The 18,618-nt window shown below is 74.7% G+C and carries 21 protein-coding genes and 2 pseudogenes; 16 read left to right on the top strand and 7 right to left on the bottom strand.

All coding sequences use genetic code 11. The features are described 5' to 3' along the window. Positions 1 to 40: 40 nt before the first annotated feature. Both QQK45_RS06770 and QQK45_RS06765 read left to right on the top strand, forming a co-directional pair. The gene (locus QQK45_RS06770) at positions 41 to 526 is read left to right on the top strand and encodes an SRPBCC family protein (RefSeq protein ID WP_284292608.1); all 486 of its coding nucleotides are present in this window, start codon (positions 41 to 43) and stop codon (positions 524 to 526) included. Further along, positions 523 to 852, top strand: coding sequence for an ArsR/SmtB family transcription factor (locus QQK45_RS06765; RefSeq protein ID WP_284292607.1), 330 nt, complete (start codon positions 523 to 525; stop codon positions 850 to 852). The genes QQK45_RS06770 and QQK45_RS06765 overlap by 4 nt, the downstream gene beginning before the upstream one ends. On the opposite strand, the gene QQK45_RS06760 is transcribed toward QQK45_RS06765, so the two are convergent. After that, positions 827 to 1,846 carry a hypothetical protein gene (locus tag QQK45_RS06760; RefSeq protein ID WP_284292606.1) on the bottom strand — a complete coding sequence of 340 codons (1,020 nt, stop codon included), beginning with the start codon at positions 1,844 to 1,846 and terminating at the stop codon, positions 827 to 829. The genes QQK45_RS06765 and QQK45_RS06760 overlap by 26 nt on opposite strands. Before the next feature lie 150 nt (positions 1,847 to 1,996). Between QQK45_RS06760 and QQK45_RS06755 the strand changes: the two genes are divergently transcribed. Together QQK45_RS06755 and QQK45_RS06750 are read left to right on the top strand one after the other, a co-directional pair. Beyond that, complete coding sequence (locus tag QQK45_RS06755; RefSeq protein ID WP_284292605.1) at positions 1,997 to 2,401, top strand: hypothetical protein; 405 nt, start codon at positions 1,997 to 1,999, stop codon at positions 2,399 to 2,401. Positions 2,402 to 2,439: 38 nt separating this feature from the next. Continuing rightward, a complete protein-coding gene (locus QQK45_RS06750; protein WP_284292604.1) occupies positions 2,440 to 3,093 on the top strand; it encodes an AI-2E family transporter in 654 nt (217 codons plus the stop codon). Between the two features lie 2 nt (positions 3,094 to 3,095). On the opposite strand, the gene QQK45_RS06745 is transcribed toward QQK45_RS06750, so the two are convergent. After that, a complete protein-coding gene (locus tag QQK45_RS06745; protein WP_284292603.1) occupies positions 3,096 to 4,280 on the bottom strand; it encodes an FAD-dependent monooxygenase in 1,185 nt (394 codons plus the stop codon). 37 nt (positions 4,281 to 4,317) lie between these two features. Next, positions 4,318 to 4,782 (bottom strand): hypothetical protein, encoded by a 465-nt coding sequence (locus QQK45_RS06740; RefSeq protein WP_284292602.1) that lies wholly within the window; start codon positions 4,780 to 4,782, stop codon positions 4,318 to 4,320. Between the two features lie 102 nt (positions 4,783 to 4,884). Here QQK45_RS06740 and QQK45_RS06735 point away from each other — a divergent pair, with 102 nt between their 5' ends. Further along, positions 4,885 to 5,397: a TetR/AcrR family transcriptional regulator gene (locus QQK45_RS06735; RefSeq protein ID WP_284292601.1), complete on the top strand. Its 513-nt coding sequence runs from the start codon at positions 4,885 to 4,887 to the stop codon at positions 5,395 to 5,397. A gap of 74 nt (positions 5,398 to 5,471) precedes the next feature. Here QQK45_RS06735 and QQK45_RS06730 read toward each other — a convergent pair whose 3' ends face one another. Continuing rightward, the gene (locus QQK45_RS06730) at positions 5,472 to 6,611 is read right to left on the bottom strand and encodes a winged helix DNA-binding domain-containing protein (RefSeq protein ID WP_284292600.1); all 1,140 of its coding nucleotides are present in this window, start codon (positions 6,609 to 6,611) and stop codon (positions 5,472 to 5,474) included. A gap of 70 nt (positions 6,612 to 6,681) precedes the next feature. Continuing rightward, positions 6,682 to 7,152, bottom strand: coding sequence for a MarR family winged helix-turn-helix transcriptional regulator (locus QQK45_RS06725; RefSeq protein ID WP_284292599.1), 471 nt, complete (start codon positions 7,150 to 7,152; stop codon positions 6,682 to 6,684). A gap of 94 nt (positions 7,153 to 7,246) precedes the next feature. Between QQK45_RS06725 and QQK45_RS06720 the strand changes: the two genes are divergently transcribed. Beyond that, positions 7,247 to 7,918, top strand: coding sequence for a hypothetical protein (locus QQK45_RS06720; protein ID WP_284292598.1), 672 nt, complete (start codon positions 7,247 to 7,249; stop codon positions 7,916 to 7,918). On the opposite strand, the gene QQK45_RS06715 is transcribed toward QQK45_RS06720, so the two are convergent. Next, positions 7,915 to 8,658, bottom strand: coding sequence for an IclR family transcriptional regulator (locus QQK45_RS06715; RefSeq protein ID WP_284292597.1), 744 nt, complete (start codon positions 8,656 to 8,658; stop codon positions 7,915 to 7,917). The genes QQK45_RS06720 and QQK45_RS06715 overlap by 4 nt on opposite strands. Positions 8,659 to 8,798: 140 nt before the next feature. Between QQK45_RS06715 and QQK45_RS06710 the strand changes: the two genes are divergently transcribed. From QQK45_RS06710 to pdxH, 9 genes and pseudogenes are all read left to right on the top strand, one after another. Beyond that, the gene (locus QQK45_RS06710) at positions 8,799 to 9,260 is read left to right on the top strand and encodes a mobile mystery protein A (RefSeq protein WP_284292596.1); all 462 of its coding nucleotides are present in this window, start codon (positions 8,799 to 8,801) and stop codon (positions 9,258 to 9,260) included. After that, positions 9,257 to 9,874, top strand: coding sequence for a mobile mystery protein B (locus QQK45_RS06705; protein WP_284292595.1), 618 nt, complete (start codon positions 9,257 to 9,259; stop codon positions 9,872 to 9,874). Before QQK45_RS06710 ends, QQK45_RS06705 begins: the two co-directional genes overlap by 4 nt. A 95-nt stretch (positions 9,875 to 9,969) precedes the next feature. Then, a complete protein-coding gene (gene hutH, locus QQK45_RS06700; protein ID WP_284292593.1) occupies positions 9,970 to 11,550 on the top strand; it encodes a histidine ammonia-lyase in 1,581 nt (526 codons plus the stop codon). Further along, positions 11,547 to 13,198: pseudogene (gene hutU, locus QQK45_RS06695) on the top strand (urocanate hydratase). Before hutH ends, hutU begins: the two are co-directional and overlap by 4 nt. Before the next feature lie 13 nt (positions 13,199 to 13,211). Continuing rightward, positions 13,212 to 14,438 (top strand): allantoate amidohydrolase, encoded by a 1,227-nt coding sequence (locus QQK45_RS06690; protein WP_284292592.1) that lies wholly within the window; start codon positions 13,212 to 13,214, stop codon positions 14,436 to 14,438. Further along, complete coding sequence (locus tag QQK45_RS06685) at positions 14,435 to 15,574, top strand: formimidoylglutamate deiminase (RefSeq protein ID WP_284292591.1); 1,140 nt, start codon at positions 14,435 to 14,437, stop codon at positions 15,572 to 15,574. Before QQK45_RS06690 ends, QQK45_RS06685 begins: the two co-directional genes overlap by 4 nt. After that, positions 15,571 to 16,727: pseudogene (hutI, locus tag QQK45_RS06680) on the top strand (imidazolonepropionase). Before QQK45_RS06685 ends, hutI begins: the two are co-directional and overlap by 4 nt. Positions 16,728 to 16,877: 150 nt before the next feature. Beyond that, a complete protein-coding gene (locus QQK45_RS06675; RefSeq protein ID WP_284292590.1) occupies positions 16,878 to 17,174 on the top strand; it encodes a DUF4287 domain-containing protein in 297 nt (98 codons plus the stop codon). A gap of 122 nt (positions 17,175 to 17,296) precedes the next feature. Then, complete coding sequence (pdxH, locus tag QQK45_RS06670) at positions 17,297 to 17,971, top strand: pyridoxamine 5'-phosphate oxidase (RefSeq protein ID WP_284292589.1); 675 nt, start codon at positions 17,297 to 17,299, stop codon at positions 17,969 to 17,971. 39 nt (positions 17,972 to 18,010) lie between these two features. Here the strand turns inward: pdxH and QQK45_RS06665 are convergent, their stop codons facing one another. Then, positions 18,011 to 18,283: a hypothetical protein gene (locus QQK45_RS06665; RefSeq protein WP_284292588.1), complete on the bottom strand. Its 273-nt coding sequence runs from the start codon at positions 18,281 to 18,283 to the stop codon at positions 18,011 to 18,013. A 19-nt stretch (positions 18,284 to 18,302) separates the two neighbouring features. Here QQK45_RS06665 and QQK45_RS06660 point away from each other — a divergent pair, with 19 nt between their 5' ends. Beyond that, entirely contained in the window at positions 18,303 to 18,617 is a 315-nt protein-coding gene (locus QQK45_RS06660; RefSeq protein WP_284292587.1) for a zinc-binding dehydrogenase, read from the top strand. Position 18,618 lies beyond the last annotated feature (1 nt).

Here is an 18,618-nt window from a genome sequence, read left to right as displayed (position 1 = left end):
CCGGGACGACCGCCCCGACGACCGAGCGAGAGGGAGCGCCATGACCACGACCAACGAGCCCGCCGTCGTCGACGACGAGACGTTCCGGGTGACCCGCACCATCCGCATCGCCGCGCCGCGCGAGCGGGTGTGGGCCGCCCTGACCCAGGAGGACCTCATCGCGCAGTGGTTCCCGCAGCGCGCAAGCCTGCCGGACGCGCGCCCGGGGACCGAGGGCACGTTCACGTTCGACGGCTACGGCGACGTGCCCGTCCGCGTCGACGAGCTCGACGAGCCCGACGTCTTCGCCTACACCTGGGGCTCGCCCGGCTTTCCCCTCGCACCCGACAACGCGACCCAGGTCCGGTTCACGCTCGTCGCCGACGGCGACGCCACCGTCCTGACCGTCGTCGAGACCGGGTTCGAACGCCTCGCCGACCCGGCAGGTGCCATGCGCGGCAACCGCGAGGGCTGGACCAGCGAGCTCGACGAGCTCGTGGCGTTCGTGGAGGCGGCGGCGGTCGACGCGGGGAGCCCCGCGTCATGACCACCGGCTCCACCGCGGCGGGGGTCGTCCCCGTGTTCAACGCGCTGGGTGACGACACCCGGTGGACGATCCTCCAGCATCTCGGCGAGGCCGACCTGTCGGCGTCGGCGCTGGCCGAGCGGCTTCCGGTGACGCGGCAGGCGATCGCCAAGCACCTCGCCGTCCTCGCGGACGCGGGCCTCGTCGAGCCCGTGCGGGTGGGCCGCGAGGTGCGGTACCGGGCGCTCGGCGCGCGGCTCACCGAGACCGCGCGCGCTCTCGAGGCCGTCGGAGCCGCGTGGGACCGGCGCCTCGACGCCCTCAAGCGGCTCGTCGAGGAGGCGTAGCCGGGCAGGGATCAGCCGGCCACGAGCGCGAGCAGCTCGGGGGCGCGGTCCGCGGCGTCGACTCCTCCGTCCAGGTACGGCGGCACCCGTCGAGCTCGACCCACACCGGGTTGCCGGTGTCCTCGCCCAGCACCGGGAGGAGCACGGCGAACCGGGTGGGTTCCGTCGTGCACGACGGCGCGAGCGGGCCCTCGCCGGGGAGCGCCAGGGCGCGCGCGACGTCGTCCCCCACGAGCTCGCCGCCCGACGAGAAGGTGCCCACCGCGATGGGGGTGCCGTCCGCGATGTCGATCTCCTGGGCAGGGTCGACGTCGTAGCGGCAGACGCGGACGGCGTCGACGGCGGTGCTGGGCGCGTCGGGCGGCGCGGTGGTCGCGTGCGACGACGGCGGCTCGAGCTTCCAGCCGGTCTCGCAAGCCGCATCGAGGGCGGCGCGGGGCGTGATCAGCCTGACCTTCGTCGTCTTGCGGGATGCCACGGTGAGGTCGTGGAGCGCCCCGGCCACGCCCGCCTTGGTGTGAGAACACTCGTCGAGCGGCCAGTGCGCGAGGATCGCACGCCCTCGTGCGTCCACGAGCCACAGCGGCGGAACGAGCTCGGCGTAGGCGGCGCACGCCACGTTGGGCGGGAGGGCGTCATCCGGCTCGGACAGTGCCGCGAGCAGCCGCGTGAGGTCGCCCGAGTAGCGGACCTCCTCGACCACGGACCACAGGCCGTCCGCGTCCGTCACCGTCGCGTTCACCGGGCACTCGACGGCGGCGACCGCGGTGAATCCGTCGGGAACCCGCCCCGCTTCCGGAAGCGTCGGTGTCGGGGTGCCCGTGCCGTTCTCGGGGAGCGGGCAGGTCACGCCGTCCTGGACGACCGCATCCGGGACGGGCGTCGCCACCGGGTCGGCGACCCCTGACGCGGTGTCGCACCCGGCGAGCAGCAACGCACCGAGCGCGAGCGTGAGCGTCGTACGGACGGCGGTGCCGCGACGTCGGGAGGCCACGGATCCATCGTGCCGCCCCGCAGAGCCCGCGCCCAGGCCGAGCCGGTCACGATTCGGCACCGACCGACGGCGGGTCCGCCGCGCGCGAGGGCGTGCGGGGCGGGAGGATGGCCGCTCAACGGCACCCCGACGGTCAGGAGCACACGTTCGATGGAGCACACCCACCGTGGCCTCGCGCCGTCGACCCGCATCCTCCTGACGCTTGCCGCTGCCGTCGTCGCGCTCGCCGGGCTGCACGCGGCCCGGGGCGTCTTCGGACCCATCGCGCTGGGCGCGGTGATCGTCATCATCGTGCTCCCGCTGCGCGCGCCGCTCGTGGCGCGCGGGTGGCCGTCGTGGCTCGCCAACACCGCCGTGATCGTCGCGGCCTACCTGATCCTTGCGATCCTGCTCGCGATGCTCGTGTTCGCGGGCGTCCAGTTCGGGAACCTCGTCGCGGAGCACGTCGACGATCTCCGGCAGGCCGCGACCGACCTGACGGACCGGCTCACCGACCTCGGCCTCGCGTCCACCACCGCCGACGACGCCGCCCGCTGGCTCGACCCTCGAAGCTGATCTCCATCGGCACCACGATCAGCGGCACCGCGGTCTCCGTGGCGGGGGCGTTCTTCTTCGTCCTGGCCTACGTGATCTTCATGGCCGCCGACGCCGCCCGGTACAGCTACGCGCGCGGCCTGTTCGGGGCGACGCGCGGCGCCGTGATCGATCGGACCGTGGCCTTCAACGACGGTGTGCGGCGCTACTTCGTCGTCAACGCGACGTTCGGGGCGATCGTTGCCGCCGTCGACGGGTTCGCGCTCTGGCTGCTGGGCGTCCCCGCCCCGGCCGTGTGGGCGATCCTCGCGTTCGTCACCAACTTCATCCCGAACATCGGGTTCGTCCTCGGGCTGATCCCGCCCGCGGTGCTGGCGCTCGTCGTCGGCGGGTGGCCGCTGGCGCTCGCGGTGGTGGCGGTCTACTGCGTGGTGAACGTCGTGCTGCAGGTGCTGGTCCAGCCGAAGTTCGTCGCCGACACGGTGAACCTGAGCCTGACGCTGAGCTTCGCGTCGGTGGTGTTCTGGACGTTCGTGATCGGGCCGCTCGGGGCGATCCTCGCGATCCCGCTCACCCTGCTCGTGCGGGCGCTCGTCCTCGAGCCCGACCCCGGGGCGGGCTGGCTTCGCTGGCTGTCCGGCGACCCGGCGGCGCGCGACCCGGAGCCGCCCGCGGTCGAACCCGTCCCCGACGAGGTCGCGCCCACCGCCTGAGCTCACGCGACCGGCGGCTGCCAGTCGAGGATCCAGTCGAGCCGCCGCGCCGCCCGGGGCAGCACCCACCTCCCGACGGCGCGCATGCCCAGGTCGCGCGCGCCGACGAGCAGGGGCGAGCGCCACGTCGTCGCGGCCCCGACCTGCGCGGACATCCGTGCCACCCCCTGCGTCCGGCCCTTGCGTGCCGCCGTGTACGCGGCGAGCGCGGGGCCGATCACGGCGGCGGAACCGGGCGCCGCCCGGAGGTTCGCGGCGAGCACGACGGCGTCCTCGATCGCCTGCGCCCCGCCCTGCCCGAGGTGGGGTGTCATGGCGTGCGCGGCGTCCCCGAGGAGGGCGACCCGCCCGACGTCGTAGCGGGGGAGCGGCTCCTTGAGCCAGCGCAGGTCGTGGTGCAGGAGGGTCGCGGGGTCGAGGTCGCCGAGGAGCGCGCGCAGCGGCGGATGCCAGTGCCCGAACCGCCGCTGCAGCTCGCCGACCTCGTCGCGGAAGCGCGTGCCCTCAGGGAGCGTCGCGGTGAGGTAGCAGTAGACGCGACCGTCGGCGAGGGGCGTCAGCCCGACGACGGACCCGCGCCCCCAGGTCTCGGCAGGCTCGACCGCCACGGGTTCCGGGGTGACGAACCGCCACGCGGTCGCGCCTGCGTAGACGGGTCCGGGCTGGCCGGGGAACAGGGCGGTGCGAACGGGGGAGTCGATGCCGTCGGCGGCCACGACGACGTCCGCGGCGAGGCCGGCCTCCTCGCTGTCGTCGCGTGCCCGCACCCGGACGGTCGCACGCTCCGACGGGCCTCCGGGGTCCACCCGGGTGACGGTCACGCCGAGCCGGACGGCGCCGTCGTCGAGCGCGCCGCGGAGCAGGTCGACGAGCTGCGAGCGGTGGAGCAGCACGGTCGGCTCGGGCCCGACCATCGACGCGTCGCCGCGGACGAGCCAGCGGCCGTCGGGGCGCCGCAGCCCGACCGGCCCCTGGAGGGCCGCGAGGTCAAGGACGGGGTCGCCGAGGCCGATGCTCTCGAGCGCGCGCACCGCGTTCGGCGCGAGCGCGATGCCCGCGCCGACGGGCTCGAGGGACGTCGCCCGCTCGAGGACCGTCGCGTCCCACCTCCGACGTCGCAGCGCCACCGCGGCCGTCAGCCCGCCGATCCCCGCCCCGACGACGATCGCGGTCCTGTCGTGAGCCATCCGCCGATTCTGCTCCGGGTCCGGCCGTTCGTCCCGGTCAACGGCGGCGCCAGAGCAGGACGACGGCGCCCAGCCCTGCGAGGCACGGGAGCACCTGGAACCAGGCGACGGCGGGAGCGAGGCCCACGTCGCCGGACGTGTCGGTGACGGTCAGCCCGGTGAGCGCGAGCCCGGCCCCCAGGACGAGGAGCGCGGTCGCGAGCCACGGCACCCAGCGCCTCTCTCGGCGTGCCCCGCGGATCGTGACGAGCCACCCGGCGGTGCCGAGCACGCCGGCGGTCGCGAGGATCGCCAGGTAGGCCGTGACCGCGGCGTCGATCTCGTGCGCGGAGTACGCCGGGTACCCGGCGCGAACGTGGTCGGCGAGCACGTGCGTGGTGCCAGCGTCGACGAACGGCACGACGGTAGCGACGACCGTGAGGGCGAGCCCCGGCCAGAGGGTGACCGTGAGGCGACCGTCGCGGGTGACGGGACGGTCGACGGAGATCGATGAGGTGCTCATGTCGATCCCTTCTGAAAGTGACTGTCTACCGGAAGTGACTCCATGCTAAGCCTCTGGAAAGTCGCTGTCACTCAGATAAATACTGTCCGATACGATCGGCCTATGGCCGGTCTCCGTGAGCAGTGGCGTCGCAGCGCGATGCAGACCATCCAGGAGCGCGCGCTGGACCTCTTCGACGAGCGCGGCTTCGCCGCCGTCACCATCGAGCAGGTGGCCGCGGCGGCGGACGTGTCCCCGTCGTCGGTCTACCGGTACTTCGGCACCAAAGAAGGGCTCCTCGTCGCGGACGAGTTCGACGCGATGGACGACGACGCCCTCGCCGGGGTGCTCGACCCTGCCGACCCGGTCGGCAGCATGGTGCGCGTCGTGCAGCGCTACGAAGGGACGCCGGGCGAGGGCGCCACGGGCGGCGTTCCTCGGCGTCGGGTGCGGTACTTCTTCACGGAGCCGTCGGTCCGGACGGCGGTGTGCGCCGCGCTCGATCGCGCCGCGCAGCGCGTCGCGCCCCTGCTGACCGGGGCCGGGGGCTCACAGCGCCGCAGGCCGGGTCGCCGCGCACGCGGTCGCGTTCGGCTACTTCGCCGCGCTCGAGTCGTGGTTCGACGACGGCGGTGAGCGTCCGATCGCCGACTACGTCGAGGAGGGACTCGCGCCCCTGCGGGCGATCTGGTCCTGACGCTCCGGCGTCGTCAAGCGCCGAGCAGGCGCACCTGGGCCGCCGGAAGCGTCGACCACCAGTGGTCGTAGCGCGCGTAGAGGCGCGGCTGCCGGTCCGCGAGCAGCGCGCGGAGGCCACGCGACTCGTCGTCGAGCCCCGCCCAGACGTCGTCGGGCAGGTCGTGGAACGCGGTGGCCTCGATGCCGCCGTCGGTCGTGCGCCAGACCCAGGCGACGTGGTCGTCCACGAGGAGCGTGGGGAGCACGTCGCCGTTGCGGCGCAGGACGTGCGGCGCGTACGCCGGCGGCAGGAAGCGGGTCCGGTCACGGTGTGCGAGCAGGACCTCGTCCCACATGCCCAGCAGGCGAGGCGGCGCGGGCGTGGTTGCCGGCGGGCGGGGTGCGTCGGGCAGGTCGAAGAGCCGTGCGCCGTCGGGGCCTTCGAGCTCGACGAGCTCGTCGCGCAACGCCGCGACCGCCGGCCCGGTGAACGGGCGGCGGAGCATCGCGAACTGCCCGAAGTCGGCCTCCGACGCCGGCCCGAACGCCTCCAGGTAGCGGCGCAGCAGGTGCACGACGGCGGGGTCGCCGGGCGGCATGGCGTCCGCCGCGGTGGGGGCGAGGGCCTGGAGGGTGCGGCGTCGGGGGTCGTAGGACCACGGCGGGCCGGTCGGCACGTAGCGGAGCGGCGCGAACGTGCGCAGCGCCCACCAGGCCGCCTTGGCGCGGGTCTCGTCGCCGAGACGGTCGGTGAGGAACACGACGATCTCGTCCTGGGTGCGGGGCTCGTCGGCGAACGCGAGCAGGACGTCGCGGAGGTCGTTCGCCTCGGGGATCGTCAGGCCGGCGGGGAGGAAGCGGCGGTCGCCCAGGCGGGAGCGCCGGAGCGGGTCGGTGACGGCGCGGTGGAACGGGGCCCAGTCGTCGGCATCGACGGCGTGGAGCGTGATCCGCATGAGCGTCGCCCGCACGACTGTGCCGTCCGCGAACGCCGCGTCGAGGTCGGCGGGCTTGAAGCCGTCGACCCGGTTCCACAGCGCGACGTACGGGGACGCGGGCTCCTGGGCCTGGAGCGCGCCGACCCGGCGGACGGCCTCGGGGACCGTGACCGGTTCGCGCGCGAGCAAGAGCTGGCGGGCGAGGGTGGCGCGGGCGAGGTCGTCGAGCGTCAAGGGCGCCTCTCGACCCTCCGGTGCGCGGGCGCGGCGCGCAAGGGCAGGCGAGCCGTGGTCAGGCGGGCGGTCAGCTGCCGTCGTCGGGCGGGACGTCGGCCAGGCGCGAGGCGAGGTCGAGGAACGTGCGTCGCTGGGCCGGGGTGAGCGGGGCGAGGAACCGCTCCTGCACGCCGTCGATCACGGCGTCGAGCTCGCGGAGCCGCCCGACGCCGCCGGGTGTGATCGCGACGATCTTGCGGCGCGCGTGCGCGGGGTCCGTGTGGCGGGTGACGAGCCCGCGCGGCTCGAGGTCGCCGAGCGCGCCGGTCACGTCGCTGCGGTCGATCCCGGTCCGTCGTCCGAGGTCGGCCTGGCTCATGGCGCCCCACTCGTTCAGGGCGGCGAGCAGCCGGTAGTGGTAGCTGCGCAGGCCGTCGCCGTCGGCGTCGAACGCGGCGCCGAGCAGACGCGTCACGCGCGCGTGCATCCGGCTGACCCGCCAGGTCGCGCGGGCTTCGAGCCGTGCCGGAGTGTCGGCGGGGTCGTGGTGGGCGGTCACCGGTCGAGCCTAGCCCTTGTAGGTGCGACCAACACTCGCTACGGTGAGGAAACAATGTTGGACGTGCCAACACATCCCACGAAGGGTCGGACCCATGACCACCTCATCCACGGTCGCGCGGGCGCGCGTCCTCGTCGTCGGCCGCAGCCCGAGCGTGCTCGAGGGCGCCGTCGAAGCCCTGCGTGCCGACGGCTTCGACGCCGACGCCACGAACCAGTTCGGCCGCGTTCTCGACGACTACGACGCCCGCGCCGTCGACGTCCTCGTGTTCGGAGGGATGGTCCCTGCCGACGCCAAGGAGCGGCTCCGCGACGCATTCTCCGACCGGAACCCGAAGGTGACGGTCGTGCAGGGGCTCGCCGGGATCGCGGGCCTCATCGCCGCCCAGGTCCGCGCGGCCACGTCGCCCGGCGCGCCCGCCGTCGTCTACGACCCCGACGCCCGGGCCGTCACGTTCGCGCTGGACACCGCTGCGCATGTCGTCGTCGAGGCGTGGTGGGCCGTGTCCATGACACCGCCCGAGCCCACGAGCGCGTCTCTACGCGTGCTCGACGCGCGGCTCGAGGCCGGGGCGCACACCGTTCCCCTGCCCGACGACGTCCCGTCCGTCGCGTCTTTTGCTGCGGTGATGGTCGGGCGATCCACGGCGGTGCTGGTGGTCGGACCGATGCCACGCGCGGTCACCCAGCTCGCCCCGAGGACCGGCGCCGACAGCAGCCTCCCGCCCGTCCGCGCCGTCTCGACGGGTGCCCGGGTGGCGGACTAGCGGAGCCGGTCGGCGACCTTCTCCGCCGTCCGCTGCAGCGCTTCGACGATTCGCTCGGTGTCCACGTCCTGCCGTCCCTCCCACGTCACGGCGACGGCGGCTCGCACGTCGGGCGAGTCCACGACGACGGCCACGCTGCGGAACCCGAGCGTGACCTCGCCGTCCTCGACGGCGTACCCGCGGCGCCGGGTCTCGACCAGGACGGCGCGGAGCTGGGACGGCGTCGTCGGACCGAGGCCCGTGCGGTCGGTGAACGCGGCGCGGTCGGGGTAGAGCGCGCGCACCTGGGACGCGGGCAGCGCGGCGAGGACCGCGCGGCCCGACGCGGTGAGGTGCGCGGGCAGCCGCACCCCGACGTCCGTGACGAGCGGCGGGCGCCCCGGCGCGCGCTCCTCGAGGATGTAGACGACGTCCGACCCGTGCAGCACCGCGAGGTGCGAGGAGTGCCCGACCTCGTCGACGAGCCGCGCGAGCGGGATCCGCGCCAGCCGCGCGAGCCCCTCCTGGCGGCTGTAACCCTGCCCGACCTCCCACGCCGCCAGTCCGACGCCCCACGTGCGGTCCTCGGGGTAGTGCACGACGAACGATTCAGCAGCCATCGCGGTGAGCAGGTGGTACGTCGTCGAGCGGGGCAGGTCGAGGTGCGCGGCGATCGCCGCCGCGGGGACCGGCGACGGGCGCGTCGACAGGTACCGCAGAACGCGGAGCGTCGCGGTCGCGGCGGGCACGGGGCGGGGCATGAGGCCATCGTCTCGCGTGTGCGGTCAGCGCGGCCGTCGAGCGCGCGCCCCGCCGTCCAGAGGAACCTCTGGGTATCGAAACGACCCAGGAATACGATACTTCAAGGTATCCTTTCAGAGGAGGAGAAGGGAACCTTGACGTGTCGAACGCTGAGATGATCCGCAGGTCGATCGACCGACGGGTCGAGCCGCTCCGCAAGCACTCGTCCGCGACCGCAAGGCCGGCGGGTGGCTGGGTGCGTGCCGTCCGGTCGGCCCTCGGCATGTCGACGACCGACCTGGCGCGTCGTCTCGGAGTCACCCCCGTGGCAGTGCGCAAGCTCGAGGCGAGCGAGCGCAACGGCGTCGTCCGGCTCGACACGCTCACTCGGGCGGCCGACGCCATGGGATGCGACGTGGTCTACGCCTTCGTGCCCCGGACGTCGCTCGAGGAGTTCGTCGAGGTGCGTGCGCAGGAGCGCGCCGACACGGAGCTTGGCCAGGTCGACACGACCATGGCACTCGAGGCGCAGCGCACGAGCCAGGCGGAACGGGCCCATCTCCGCGACCAGCTCGCGGCCGAGCTGACCCGGTCGAGCCGCTTGTGGCGCGATCCCTCGTGAGCGTCGGCCCGGAGCCCGACGGCGCGACGCCGCTCGCCGACGAGGAGCGCGTGGGTCTGATCGCCGACTGGGTCGCGACCCGCGAGGACCTCAACGTGGTCGAGCAGGCGAACGTCGCTCGAGGGCTGACGGGTGTTCTTCGAGGTCGACCGCCCTCGCTGGAACGAGCCCTCGACGACGTCTTCCTTCGTGGGCTGCACCGCCGGCTGTTCGGCGCGGTGTGGTCGTGGGCCGGCACGTACCGGACGACCGAGCGCAACATCGGGCTCGATCCGTGGCAGGTGCCCGTCGCGGTCCGCAGCCTGCTCGACGACGCCCGGTACTGGCTCGCGCCCGGCGTCGAGTGGATCACCGTCGACCAGGCGCTGTGCCAGGTTCATCACCGGGTGGTCGCGATCCACCCCTTCCCGAACGGGAACGGGCGCACGGCGAGGGCCTACACCGACGCCCTTGCCCGGGCGGCTGGACGACCCGTGTTCACGTGGGGTGGTGGCGGTGATCTGCAACGCGCGACCCCGGACCGAGGCGCGTACCTGAGAGCGCTTCGCGCGCTCGATCGCGGGCCGGAGGACAGCCAAGCGCTCGACGCCCTCGTCGCCTTTGCACGTTCGTAGCCGTCTGCACCTCAGGGTCTGTTTATCTCGGATCCGAGACTCGATCGCCCCGGAGTGCCTGGGATCGGCGCGCTCCCACGCGCTTCCATGGTGCTGTGGAAACCGTTGCTACCCGGACCGTGCTCGTCGGCGTCGGCCCCCTCGACCCCGCCGACGTCGTCGTCGTCGCCCGTGAGGGCGTGCCTGTCGCCCTCGCCCCCGACGCGCGGGAGGCGGTCGCGGCCTCGCGCGCCGTCGTCGACCGCCTGGCCGCGAGCGACGAGCCCGTCTACGGGGTCTCGACCGGGTTCGGCGCGCTCGCGACCCGGCATATCGCCCCCGCCGACCGCGCCCGGCTGCAGCGCAGCCTCATCCGCTCGCACGCCGCGGGCACGGGGCCGCGCGTCGAGGACGAGGTCGTGCGGGCGCTCATGCTGCTCCGGCTCTCGACCCTCGCGAGCGGCCGCACCGGCGTCCGGCTCGAGGCCGCCGACGCCTACGCGGCGCTCCTGTCCAGCGGCCTGGTCCCGGTCGTCCACGAGCACGGCAGCCTCGGCTGCTCCGGCGACCTCGCACCCCTCGCGCACTGCGCGCTCGCGCTCATGGGGGAGGGGGACGTCGTCGACGACGGCGTCGTCCGGCCCACGGCGGAGGCGCTCGCCGACCACGGGCTGGCTCCCGTCGAGCTCGCCGAGAAGGAGGGCCTGGCCCTCATCAACGGCACCGACGGGATGCTCGGCATGCTGCTCCTCGCGCTGGCCGACCTCGACGCGCTCGCCGACGCGGCCGACCTCGCCGCCGCGATGTCCGTCGAAGGGCAGCTCGGCACCGACCGGGTCTTCGCCGCGGACCTCCAGGCGCTCCGCCCCCAGGCGGGCCAGGCCGTCTCGGCCGCGCACCTGCGCGCGCTGCTCGCCGGGTCGCCGATCGTCGCGAGCCATCGGCACGGCGACGGCGTCGTGCAGGACGCCTACTCGCTGCGCTGCGCGCCCCAGGTCGCGGGCGGCCTCCGCGACACCATCGCCCACGCGCGCCTGATCGCCGGCCGCGAGCTGGAAGCCGCGATCGACAACCCGTCCGTCCTCCTCGACGGCCGCGTCGAGTCGCACGGCAACTTCCACGGCGCCCCGCTCGCGTACGTGCTGGACTTCCTCGCGATCCCCGTCGCCGACGTCGCGAGCATGAGCGAGCGGCGCACCGACCGGTTCCTCGACGTCGCCCGGAACCGCGGGCTCCCGCCGTTCCTCGCCGACGACCCCGGCGTCGACTCGGGCCTCATGATCGCCCAGTACACGCAGGCCGCGATCGTCTCCGAGCTCAAGCGCCTCGCCGTCCCCGCGAGCGTCGACTCGATCCCGTCGAGCGCGCTCCAGGAGGACCACGTGTCGATGGGCTGGTCGGCGGCGCGCAAGCTGCGCCGCGCCGTCGACGGGCTCGCCCGCGTGCTCGCGATCGAGATCCTCACCGCCGCGCGCGGGATCGACCTGCGCGCGCCGCTGCGGCCCGGGCGCGCGACCGGCGCCGCGATCGCCCGCCTCCGTGAGGTCGCCCCCGGTCCGGGCCCGGACCGCTTCCTCGCCCCCGAGATCGACGCCGCGACCGGCCTCGTGCGTTCGGGCGAGCTCGTCGCTGCGGCGTTCGCCGCCGCGGGTATCCCTCGCACCGGAACCCCGACCGGATCGGAGCACACCTCATGACGCACCCGCCCGTCCGCGCCCCCCGCGGCACCACCCTCTCGGCCAAGTCCTGGCAGACCGAGGCGCCCCTGCGCATGCTCATGAACAACCTCGACCCCGAGGTCGCCGAGCGCCCCGAGGACCTCGTCGTCTACGGCGGCACCGGCCGCGCCGCGCGGAGCTGGGAGGCGTTCGACGCGATCGTCCGGACCCTGCGCACCCTCGACGACGACGAGACCCTCCTCGTCCAGTCCGGCAAGCCCGTCGGCGTCTTCCGGACGCACGCCTGGGCGCCGCGCGTCCTCATCGCCAACTCGAACCTCGTCGGCGACTGGGCGACCTGGCCGGAGTTCCGCCGTCTGGAGGCCGCGGGCCTCACCATGTACGGGCAGATGACCGCCGGGTCGTGGATCTACATCGGCACCCAGGGCATCCTCCAGGGCACGTACGAGACGTTCGGCGCCGTCGCGCGCAAGCGGTTCGGCGGCACCCTCGCCGGGACCCTCACCCTCACGGCCGGCTGCGGCGGCATGGGTGGCGCGCAGCCCCTCGCCGTCACGATGAACGGTGGCGTCGTGCTCGTCGTCGACGTCGACGAGGCCCGCCTGCGCCGCCGCGTCGAGCACGGCTACCTCGACGGCGCGACCGACTCCTACGACGACGCCGTCGCCCAGGTCCTCCGGGCCAAGACCGAGGGGCGCGCCCTGTCCGTCGGGCTCGTCGGGAACGCGGCCGAGGTCTTCCCCGGGCGCTCGCGGACCGGCTGCCCGTCGACGTCGTCACCGACCAGACCAGCGCCCACGACCCCCTCGCCTACCTGCCCGTCGGCACCACGGTCGAGGAGTGGAAGGACGAGGCCGCGCGCGACCCCGAGGGCTTCACCGAGCGCGCCCGCGCGTCGATGGCCACGCACGTCGAGGCCATGGTCGGCTTCATGGACGCCGGCGCCGAGGTCTTCGACTATGGCAACTCGATCCGTGAGGAGGCGCGGCTCGGCGGCTACGACCGGGCGTTCGCGTTCCCCGGCTTCGTCCCCGCGTACATCCGGCCGCTGTTCTGCGAGGGCAAGGGCCCGTTCCGGTGGGCCGCGCTCTCGGGCGACCCCGCGGACATCGCCGCGACCGACCGCGCGATCCTCGACCTCTTCCCCGACGACGAGCACCTGCGCCGGTGGATCACCCAGGCCGGCGAGAAGGTGCACTTCGAGGGCCTGCCCGCCCGGATCTGCTGGCTCGGCTACCAGGAACGCCACCTCGCGGGGCTGCGGTTCAACGAGATGGTCGCGTCGGGCGAGCTGTCCGCGCCCGTCGTCATCGGGCGCGACCACCTCGACTCCGGCTCGGTCGCCTCCCCGTACCGCGAGACCGAGGCCATGGCCGACGGCTCCGACGCGATCGCCGACTGGCCGCTGCTCAACGCGCTGCTCAACACCGCGTCGGGCGCGACGTGGGTGTCGATCCACCACGGCGGCGGTGTCGGGATCGGGCGGTCCATCCACGCGGGCCAGGTGATCGTGGCCGACGGCACCGACCTGGCCGCGGAGAAGATCGCGCGCGTGCTCGTCAACGACCCGGGCACCGGCGTCATGCGCCACGTCGACGCCGGGTACGAGCGCGCGGCCGAGGTCGCGCGCGAGCGCGGGCTCCGCGTCCCCATGACGGAGGGCTGAGCGGGTGGGCTCCGTGACGCCCGGGGTGACGGCGCTGCTCGACGACATCGCCGACGTCGGCCGCGCCCGCTCCGGCGGGTACCGACGCTTCGCGTGGACCACCGAGGACCTCACGCTCCGCGACTGGTTCGACGGCCAGGCCGCCGCGCGCGGGCTCGAGGTCGTCGAGGACGGCAACGGGAACCGCCTCGCCGTCTGGGGCACGTGGGCCGGGAACCCCGGCGAGGATGCCCTGCTCATCGGCTCGCACCTCGACTCCGTGCCCGACGGCGGCGCGTACGACGGCCCGCTCGGCGTCGCCTCGTCCTTCGCGGCGGTCGACCGGCTGCGGGCGGGCGGGTTCGAGCCGACCCGTCCGATCGTGATCGGGAACTTCACCGACGAGGAGGGCGCACGCTTCGGCGTCGCGTGCCTCGGGTCGCGTCTCGCGTCGGGCGCCACCACGCCCGAGCGTGCGCTCGCCCTCCGCGACGACGACGGCACGACCCTCGCCGAGGCGATGCGCGCCCAGGGCCGCGACCCCCGCGCCGCCGGACCCGCCGCTTGGCTCGCCGGCGTCGGGCAGTTCGTCGAGCTGCACGTCGAGCAGGGGCGCGGGCTCGTCCACGACGACGCGGCCGTCGGCGTGGCGACCGCGATCTGGCCGCACGGCCGCTGGCGCCTCGACTTCTGCGGCGAGGCCAACCACGCCGGGGCGACCCCCATGGGTGACCGCAAGGATCCCATGCTCACGTACGCGGCGACGGCGCTCGCAGCCCGTCGCCTCGCGGGCGACGCGCGTGCCACCTTCGGCCGCCTCGCCGTCGCGCCCAACGGGACGAACGCGATCCCGTCGCGCGTCACCGCTTGGCTCGACGCCCGCGCGGCCGACGAGGGCGATCTCGAGCGGCTCGTCGACGGGATCGTCGCGGAAGCCCGGTCCGCGGCCGCCGCCGACGGCACGACCGTCGACGCGTCCGCCGAGTCCGTCACGGGCGCGGTGACGTTCGACGTCCCGCTGCGCGACCGGCTCGCCGCGCTGCTCGACGCGCCCGTGCTCCCGACGGGCGCCGGCCACGACGCGGGGATCCTCGCCGCAAGCCTCCCCACCGCGATGCTGTTCGTCCGCAACCCGACGGGCGTCTCGCACGCCCCGTCCGAGCACGCCGACGACGCCGACTGCGACGCCGGCGTCGACGCGCTCGCGGCCGTCGTCAGGGAGCTCGCCGGTGGGCGGGGGCCGGTGGGGGAGACGCCGTGAAGCACGCCGCGTTCGCGAACTGCCACAGCCACGTGTTCCACCGCGCGCTGCGCGGACGGGAGGTCGGCGGCGACACGTTCTGGGCCTGGCGGGACCGCATGTACGCGGTCGCGGGCGTGCTCGACCCGGACCTCCTGCACGCGCTCGCCCGCGCGACCTACGCCGAGATGCGGCTCGCCGGGATCGGCGCGGTCGGCGAGTTCCACTACGTGCACCACGCTCCGGGCGGTGCTCCCTATGCCGACCGGCACGCGATGGCGGACGCGCTCGTCGACGCCGCCCGCGACGTCGGGATGCGGCTCTGCCTGCTCGACACCTGCTACCTGCGCGCGGGCTTCGACGATGAGCCGACGAGCCCCGTGCAGCGCCGCTTCTCCGACGGGACCGTCGACGCCTGGGCCGAGCGCGCCCAGGACTTGGCCTCGCGATACGCGGAGGCGGGTGCCGTCGTCGTCGGGGCGGCGATCCACTCGGTGCGCGCGGTGCCGGAGGACGACCTCGCGACCGTCGCGGCGGCCCTGCCCGACGCGCCCCTGCACGTGCACGTGTCCGAACAACCGGCGGAGAACGAGGCGTGCCTCGCGGCCACGGGCCGCACGCCCGTCGCCCTTCTCGCCGACGCGGGCGTCTGGTCGCCGCGCACCACCGCGGTCCACGCGACCCACCTCACGCCCGACGACGTCGCGACCCTGGGCGCGTCCGGCTCCACGGTCTGCCTGTGCCCGACGACGGAGGCCGAGCTCGCGGACGGGATCGGCCCGAGCGTCGCGCTGCGCGGGGCCGGGGTGCGGGTCACGCTGGGGTCGGACAGCAACACGGTCATCGACCCGTTCGTGGAGGCGCGCGCCGTGGAGATGCACGAGCGGCTCGTGAGCGGGCGGCGCGGGTCGTGGTCGGCGGCCGAGCTGTGGCGGGTGGCCACGACGGACGGCTACGCGTCGCTGGGCTTCGACCCGGCGCTCGCCGCGGGTGCCGACGCGTTCGCGCTCGCGCCGGGCTCGGTGCGGCTCGCCGGCGCGACCGAGCCGCTGTGGGCCGCGACCGCCGCCGACGTCGTCCCGCCCGCCGAACTCGACCCGGGCCGGGGCGCCGCCGACCTCGCCGCGGCGATCGACGCGATCTGGGAGCGCGTGTGAGCGCCCGCCTGGTGACCGGGATCGGCGAGCTCACCACGTGGGACGCTGAGCGGCCCGTGCTCGCGGACGCGGCGTTCGTCGTCGAGGGTGGGCGGGTCGCCTGGTGGGGCAACGCCGCGGACGCCCCCGCCGTGGACGAGCGCGACGACGTCGGCGGCGGCGCGGTGATACCCGGCTTCGTCGACTCGCACACGCACCTCGTGTTCGCGGGTGATCGCGCCGCGGAGTTCGAGGCGCGCATGGCCGGCGAGCCGTACCGGGCGGGCGGGATCCGCACCACGGTTGCCGCGACCCGGGCCGCGTCCGACGACGACCTCGACGCGGGCGTCCGGCGCCACCTCGCGGAGATGTGCCGTCAGGGCACGACGACCGTCGAGATCAAGAGCGGCTACGGGCTGACCGTGCCCGACGAGGAGCGCGCGCTCCGCATCGCCCGCCATCACACCGACGAGACCACGTACCTCGGGGCGCACGTCGTGCCCTCGGGGACCGAGGTGGCCGAGTACGTCGCGCTCGTCACCGGCCCGATGCTCGACGCCTGTGTGCCGCACGCCCGCTGGATCGACGTGTTCTGCGAAGAGGGGCTTTCGACGCGGACGCCGCGCGCGCCGTCCTGCGGGCCGGGATCGCCGCGGGGCTCGCGGCGCGCGTGCACGCGAACCAGCTCGGGTACGGGCCGGGTGTCCAGGTCGCGTGCGAGGTCGGGGCCGCGGCCGCGGACCACTGCACCTACCTCACCGACGCCGATGTCGACGCGCTCGCGTCGAGCGGCACCGTCGCCGGGCTGCTCCCGGGGGTCGAGTTCTCGAGCCGCGCGCCCTACCCCGACGCGCGGCGCCTCCTCGACGCCGGCGTCACCGTGGCCCTCGCGACCGACTGCAACCCGGGCAGCAGCTACACCTCGTCGATGCCGTTCTGCATCGCGCTCGGCGTGCGCGAGCTGAGGATGACGCCCCGCGAGGCGCTGTGGTGCGCGACGGCCGGGGGAGCGGCGTCGCTGCGACGCGACGACGTCGGGCACCTGCGCGTCGGGGCGCGAGCCGACTACGCGGTGCTCGACGCGCCGTCGGCGGTGCACCTCGCCTACCGGCCGGGGGTTCCGCTGGTGCGGCAGACCGTCGTCGGCGGCGCGCCGGCCGGCGAGTCAGCGTGAAACCCGCGAGTCAGTGCCGGATCGCCGCTGACTCGCGACAGATCCGCTGACTCGGCGCGGGTCCGCGATGAGTTGAGGCGACGACGCAGGTCAGAGAGGGTGAAGCGGCGACGCCCATCGCGTAGCCCCCACCCGAGCAGGAGGACCACCATGTCGTTCCAGGCCTACCTCGACGCCGTCGAGACCAAGACCGGCAAGACGCCGCGCGAGATCGTCGACGAGGCGACCGCCCGGGGCTACGCCGACCCGTCCGTGAAGGCGGGCGTCATCCTCGAGTGGCTCAAGGACGAGTACGACCTCGGCCGCGGGCACGGCATGGCGATCGTCCACGTCGTGAAGAACGGTCCGACGATCAGCTCCAAGCACGTCGGGACGTCCGGGTCGCACGCAGACGCGTCCGACACCCTCTGGCTCGACGGGAAGGCGACCGACCCGGCCCGCGCCTGAGCGACAGCGACAGGACCAGTCGACGCCCCTGCGCGTCGATCTCGCTCAGGGCGTCAGACGGAAGCGTGGCGAGCGGACGCTCGAGGTACTCGCGTGACGACCCGGTGACCTACGCTGCGAGCGTGATCGTCCACACGGACTACGCCGGCGACGGCCTCGCCGAGGCTGCGCTCGCCCCCACCCCGCTCGAGCAGGTCCGTCGCTGGGTCGACGCGGCTCGCCGTCGTCAGGCGGAGCGCGGGGACGTGCCCGAGCCGACGGCCCTGTCCGTCGCGACGGTCGACGCGGCCGGTGCGCCCGACGTGCGCACCGTCCTGATGCGGTTCCTCGACGCGCGCGGCCCCGGCTTCGTGAGCGACCTGCGCTCGGCGAAGGGAGCCGAGATCGCCGCGACGGGCGGGGTCGCCGCGGCCCTGACCTGGCCGGCGATGTACCGGGCGGTGCGGTTCCGCGGACGGGCCGTGGAGCTCGGGCGCGACGAGGTCGCCGAGTACTTCGCCGGCCGGCCCTGGGGGTCGCGGATCAGCGCGTGGGCGTCGCACCAGTCGAGCCCGGTCGCCGACCGTGCCGCGCTCGAGGCCGCCTACGACCGGTACGCCGCCCTCTACCCGGACACGGGCTCCGCCGCCGACGTGCCCCTTCCCGGCCACTGGGGCGGGTGGCGTATCGACTGCACGGAGGTCGAGCTCTGGGCAGGCCGGCGCAACCGTCTGCACGACCGGCTGGTCTACGTCCGGGTCGAGTCCGGAGACCTCGCCGACGCGGCCGCGTGGGAGGTCACGCGCCGTCAGCCGTGAGGCGCGCCCGCCGGTCGGCCCCTGCTCGACGGCGTCCGGTCAGCCGCGCAGCCCCGCCACCAGTAGCCCCACGAGCCGCCGGGCGTCGAAGCCGTGGTTGCTGGTCGCGCCCGCGCACAGGTTCCCGACGCCGCGCATGAGCTCGATCGGCTCGATCGGCGTCGTGATCTCGCCGCTCGCGGTGGCGGCGTCGACGAGCTGCTCGCACACCGGCACGAGGCGCTCGAGGAAGGAGGTGTGCAGCGGGTCGAAGCAGGCGTCGTCGGACTGGAGGACGGCGGCGAGGCCGTGCTTGGTCACGAGGAAGTCCACGAACCCGTCGATCCACCGGGTGAGCGGCCCGGGCCTCGCCGACCTCGCGACGGCGGCGGGTCCGCGGGGCACGCTCGTCACCGTCGGCTGGCTCGACCCTCGCCCCGCGTCCATGCCGATGCAGGCGCCCCTGACCATCCACCGCTACATGAGCTTCGAGCACACCCTCGACCCGGTCGTGGTCCGGCGGATGGCGGCGTTCCTCGGCGCTGGCCTGCGCACCGGCGCGATCGTGCCGACCGTGGACCGGACGTTCACGCTCGAGCAGGCGGCCGAGGCGCACCGGCACCTCGAGCAGGGCGACCCGTTCGGCAAGATCGTCCTGACCGTCTGAC

It is taken from the genome of Luteimicrobium album (genome assembly GCF_030161555.1).
Classification (GTDB): domain Bacteria; phylum Actinomycetota; class Actinomycetes; order Actinomycetales; family Cellulomonadaceae; genus Luteimicrobium; species Luteimicrobium album.
This window is presented reverse-complemented; position numbering and strand designations above follow the sequence as displayed.

Coding starts and splice junctions, on each gene's coding strand:
- QQK45_RS06740 (WP_284292602.1), bottom strand. CDS start 4,782: ATGAGCACCTCATCGATCTCCGTCGACCGTCCCGTCACCCGCGACGGT.
- QQK45_RS06735 (WP_284292601.1), top strand. CDS start 4,885: ATGGCCGGTCTCCGTGAGCAGTGGCGTCGCAGCGCGATGCAGACCATC.
- QQK45_RS06755 (WP_284292605.1), top strand. CDS start 1,997: ATGGAGCACACCCACCGTGGCCTCGCGCCGTCGACCCGCATCCTCCTG.
- QQK45_RS06720 (WP_284292598.1), top strand. CDS start 7,247: ATGACCACCTCATCCACGGTCGCGCGGGCGCGCGTCCTCGTCGTCGGC.
- QQK45_RS06765 (WP_284292607.1), top strand. CDS start 523: ATGACCACCGGCTCCACCGCGGCGGGGGTCGTCCCCGTGTTCAACGCG.
- QQK45_RS06675 (WP_284292590.1), top strand. CDS start 16,878: ATGTCGTTCCAGGCCTACCTCGACGCCGTCGAGACCAAGACCGGCAAG.
- QQK45_RS06745 (WP_284292603.1), bottom strand. CDS start 4,280: ATGGCTCACGACAGGACCGCGATCGTCGTCGGGGCGGGGATCGGCGGG.
- QQK45_RS06770 (WP_284292608.1), top strand. CDS start 41: ATGACCACGACCAACGAGCCCGCCGTCGTCGACGACGAGACGTTCCGG.
- QQK45_RS06715 (WP_284292597.1), bottom strand. CDS start 8,658: ATGCCCCGCCCCGTGCCCGCCGCGACCGCGACGCTCCGCGTTCTGCGG.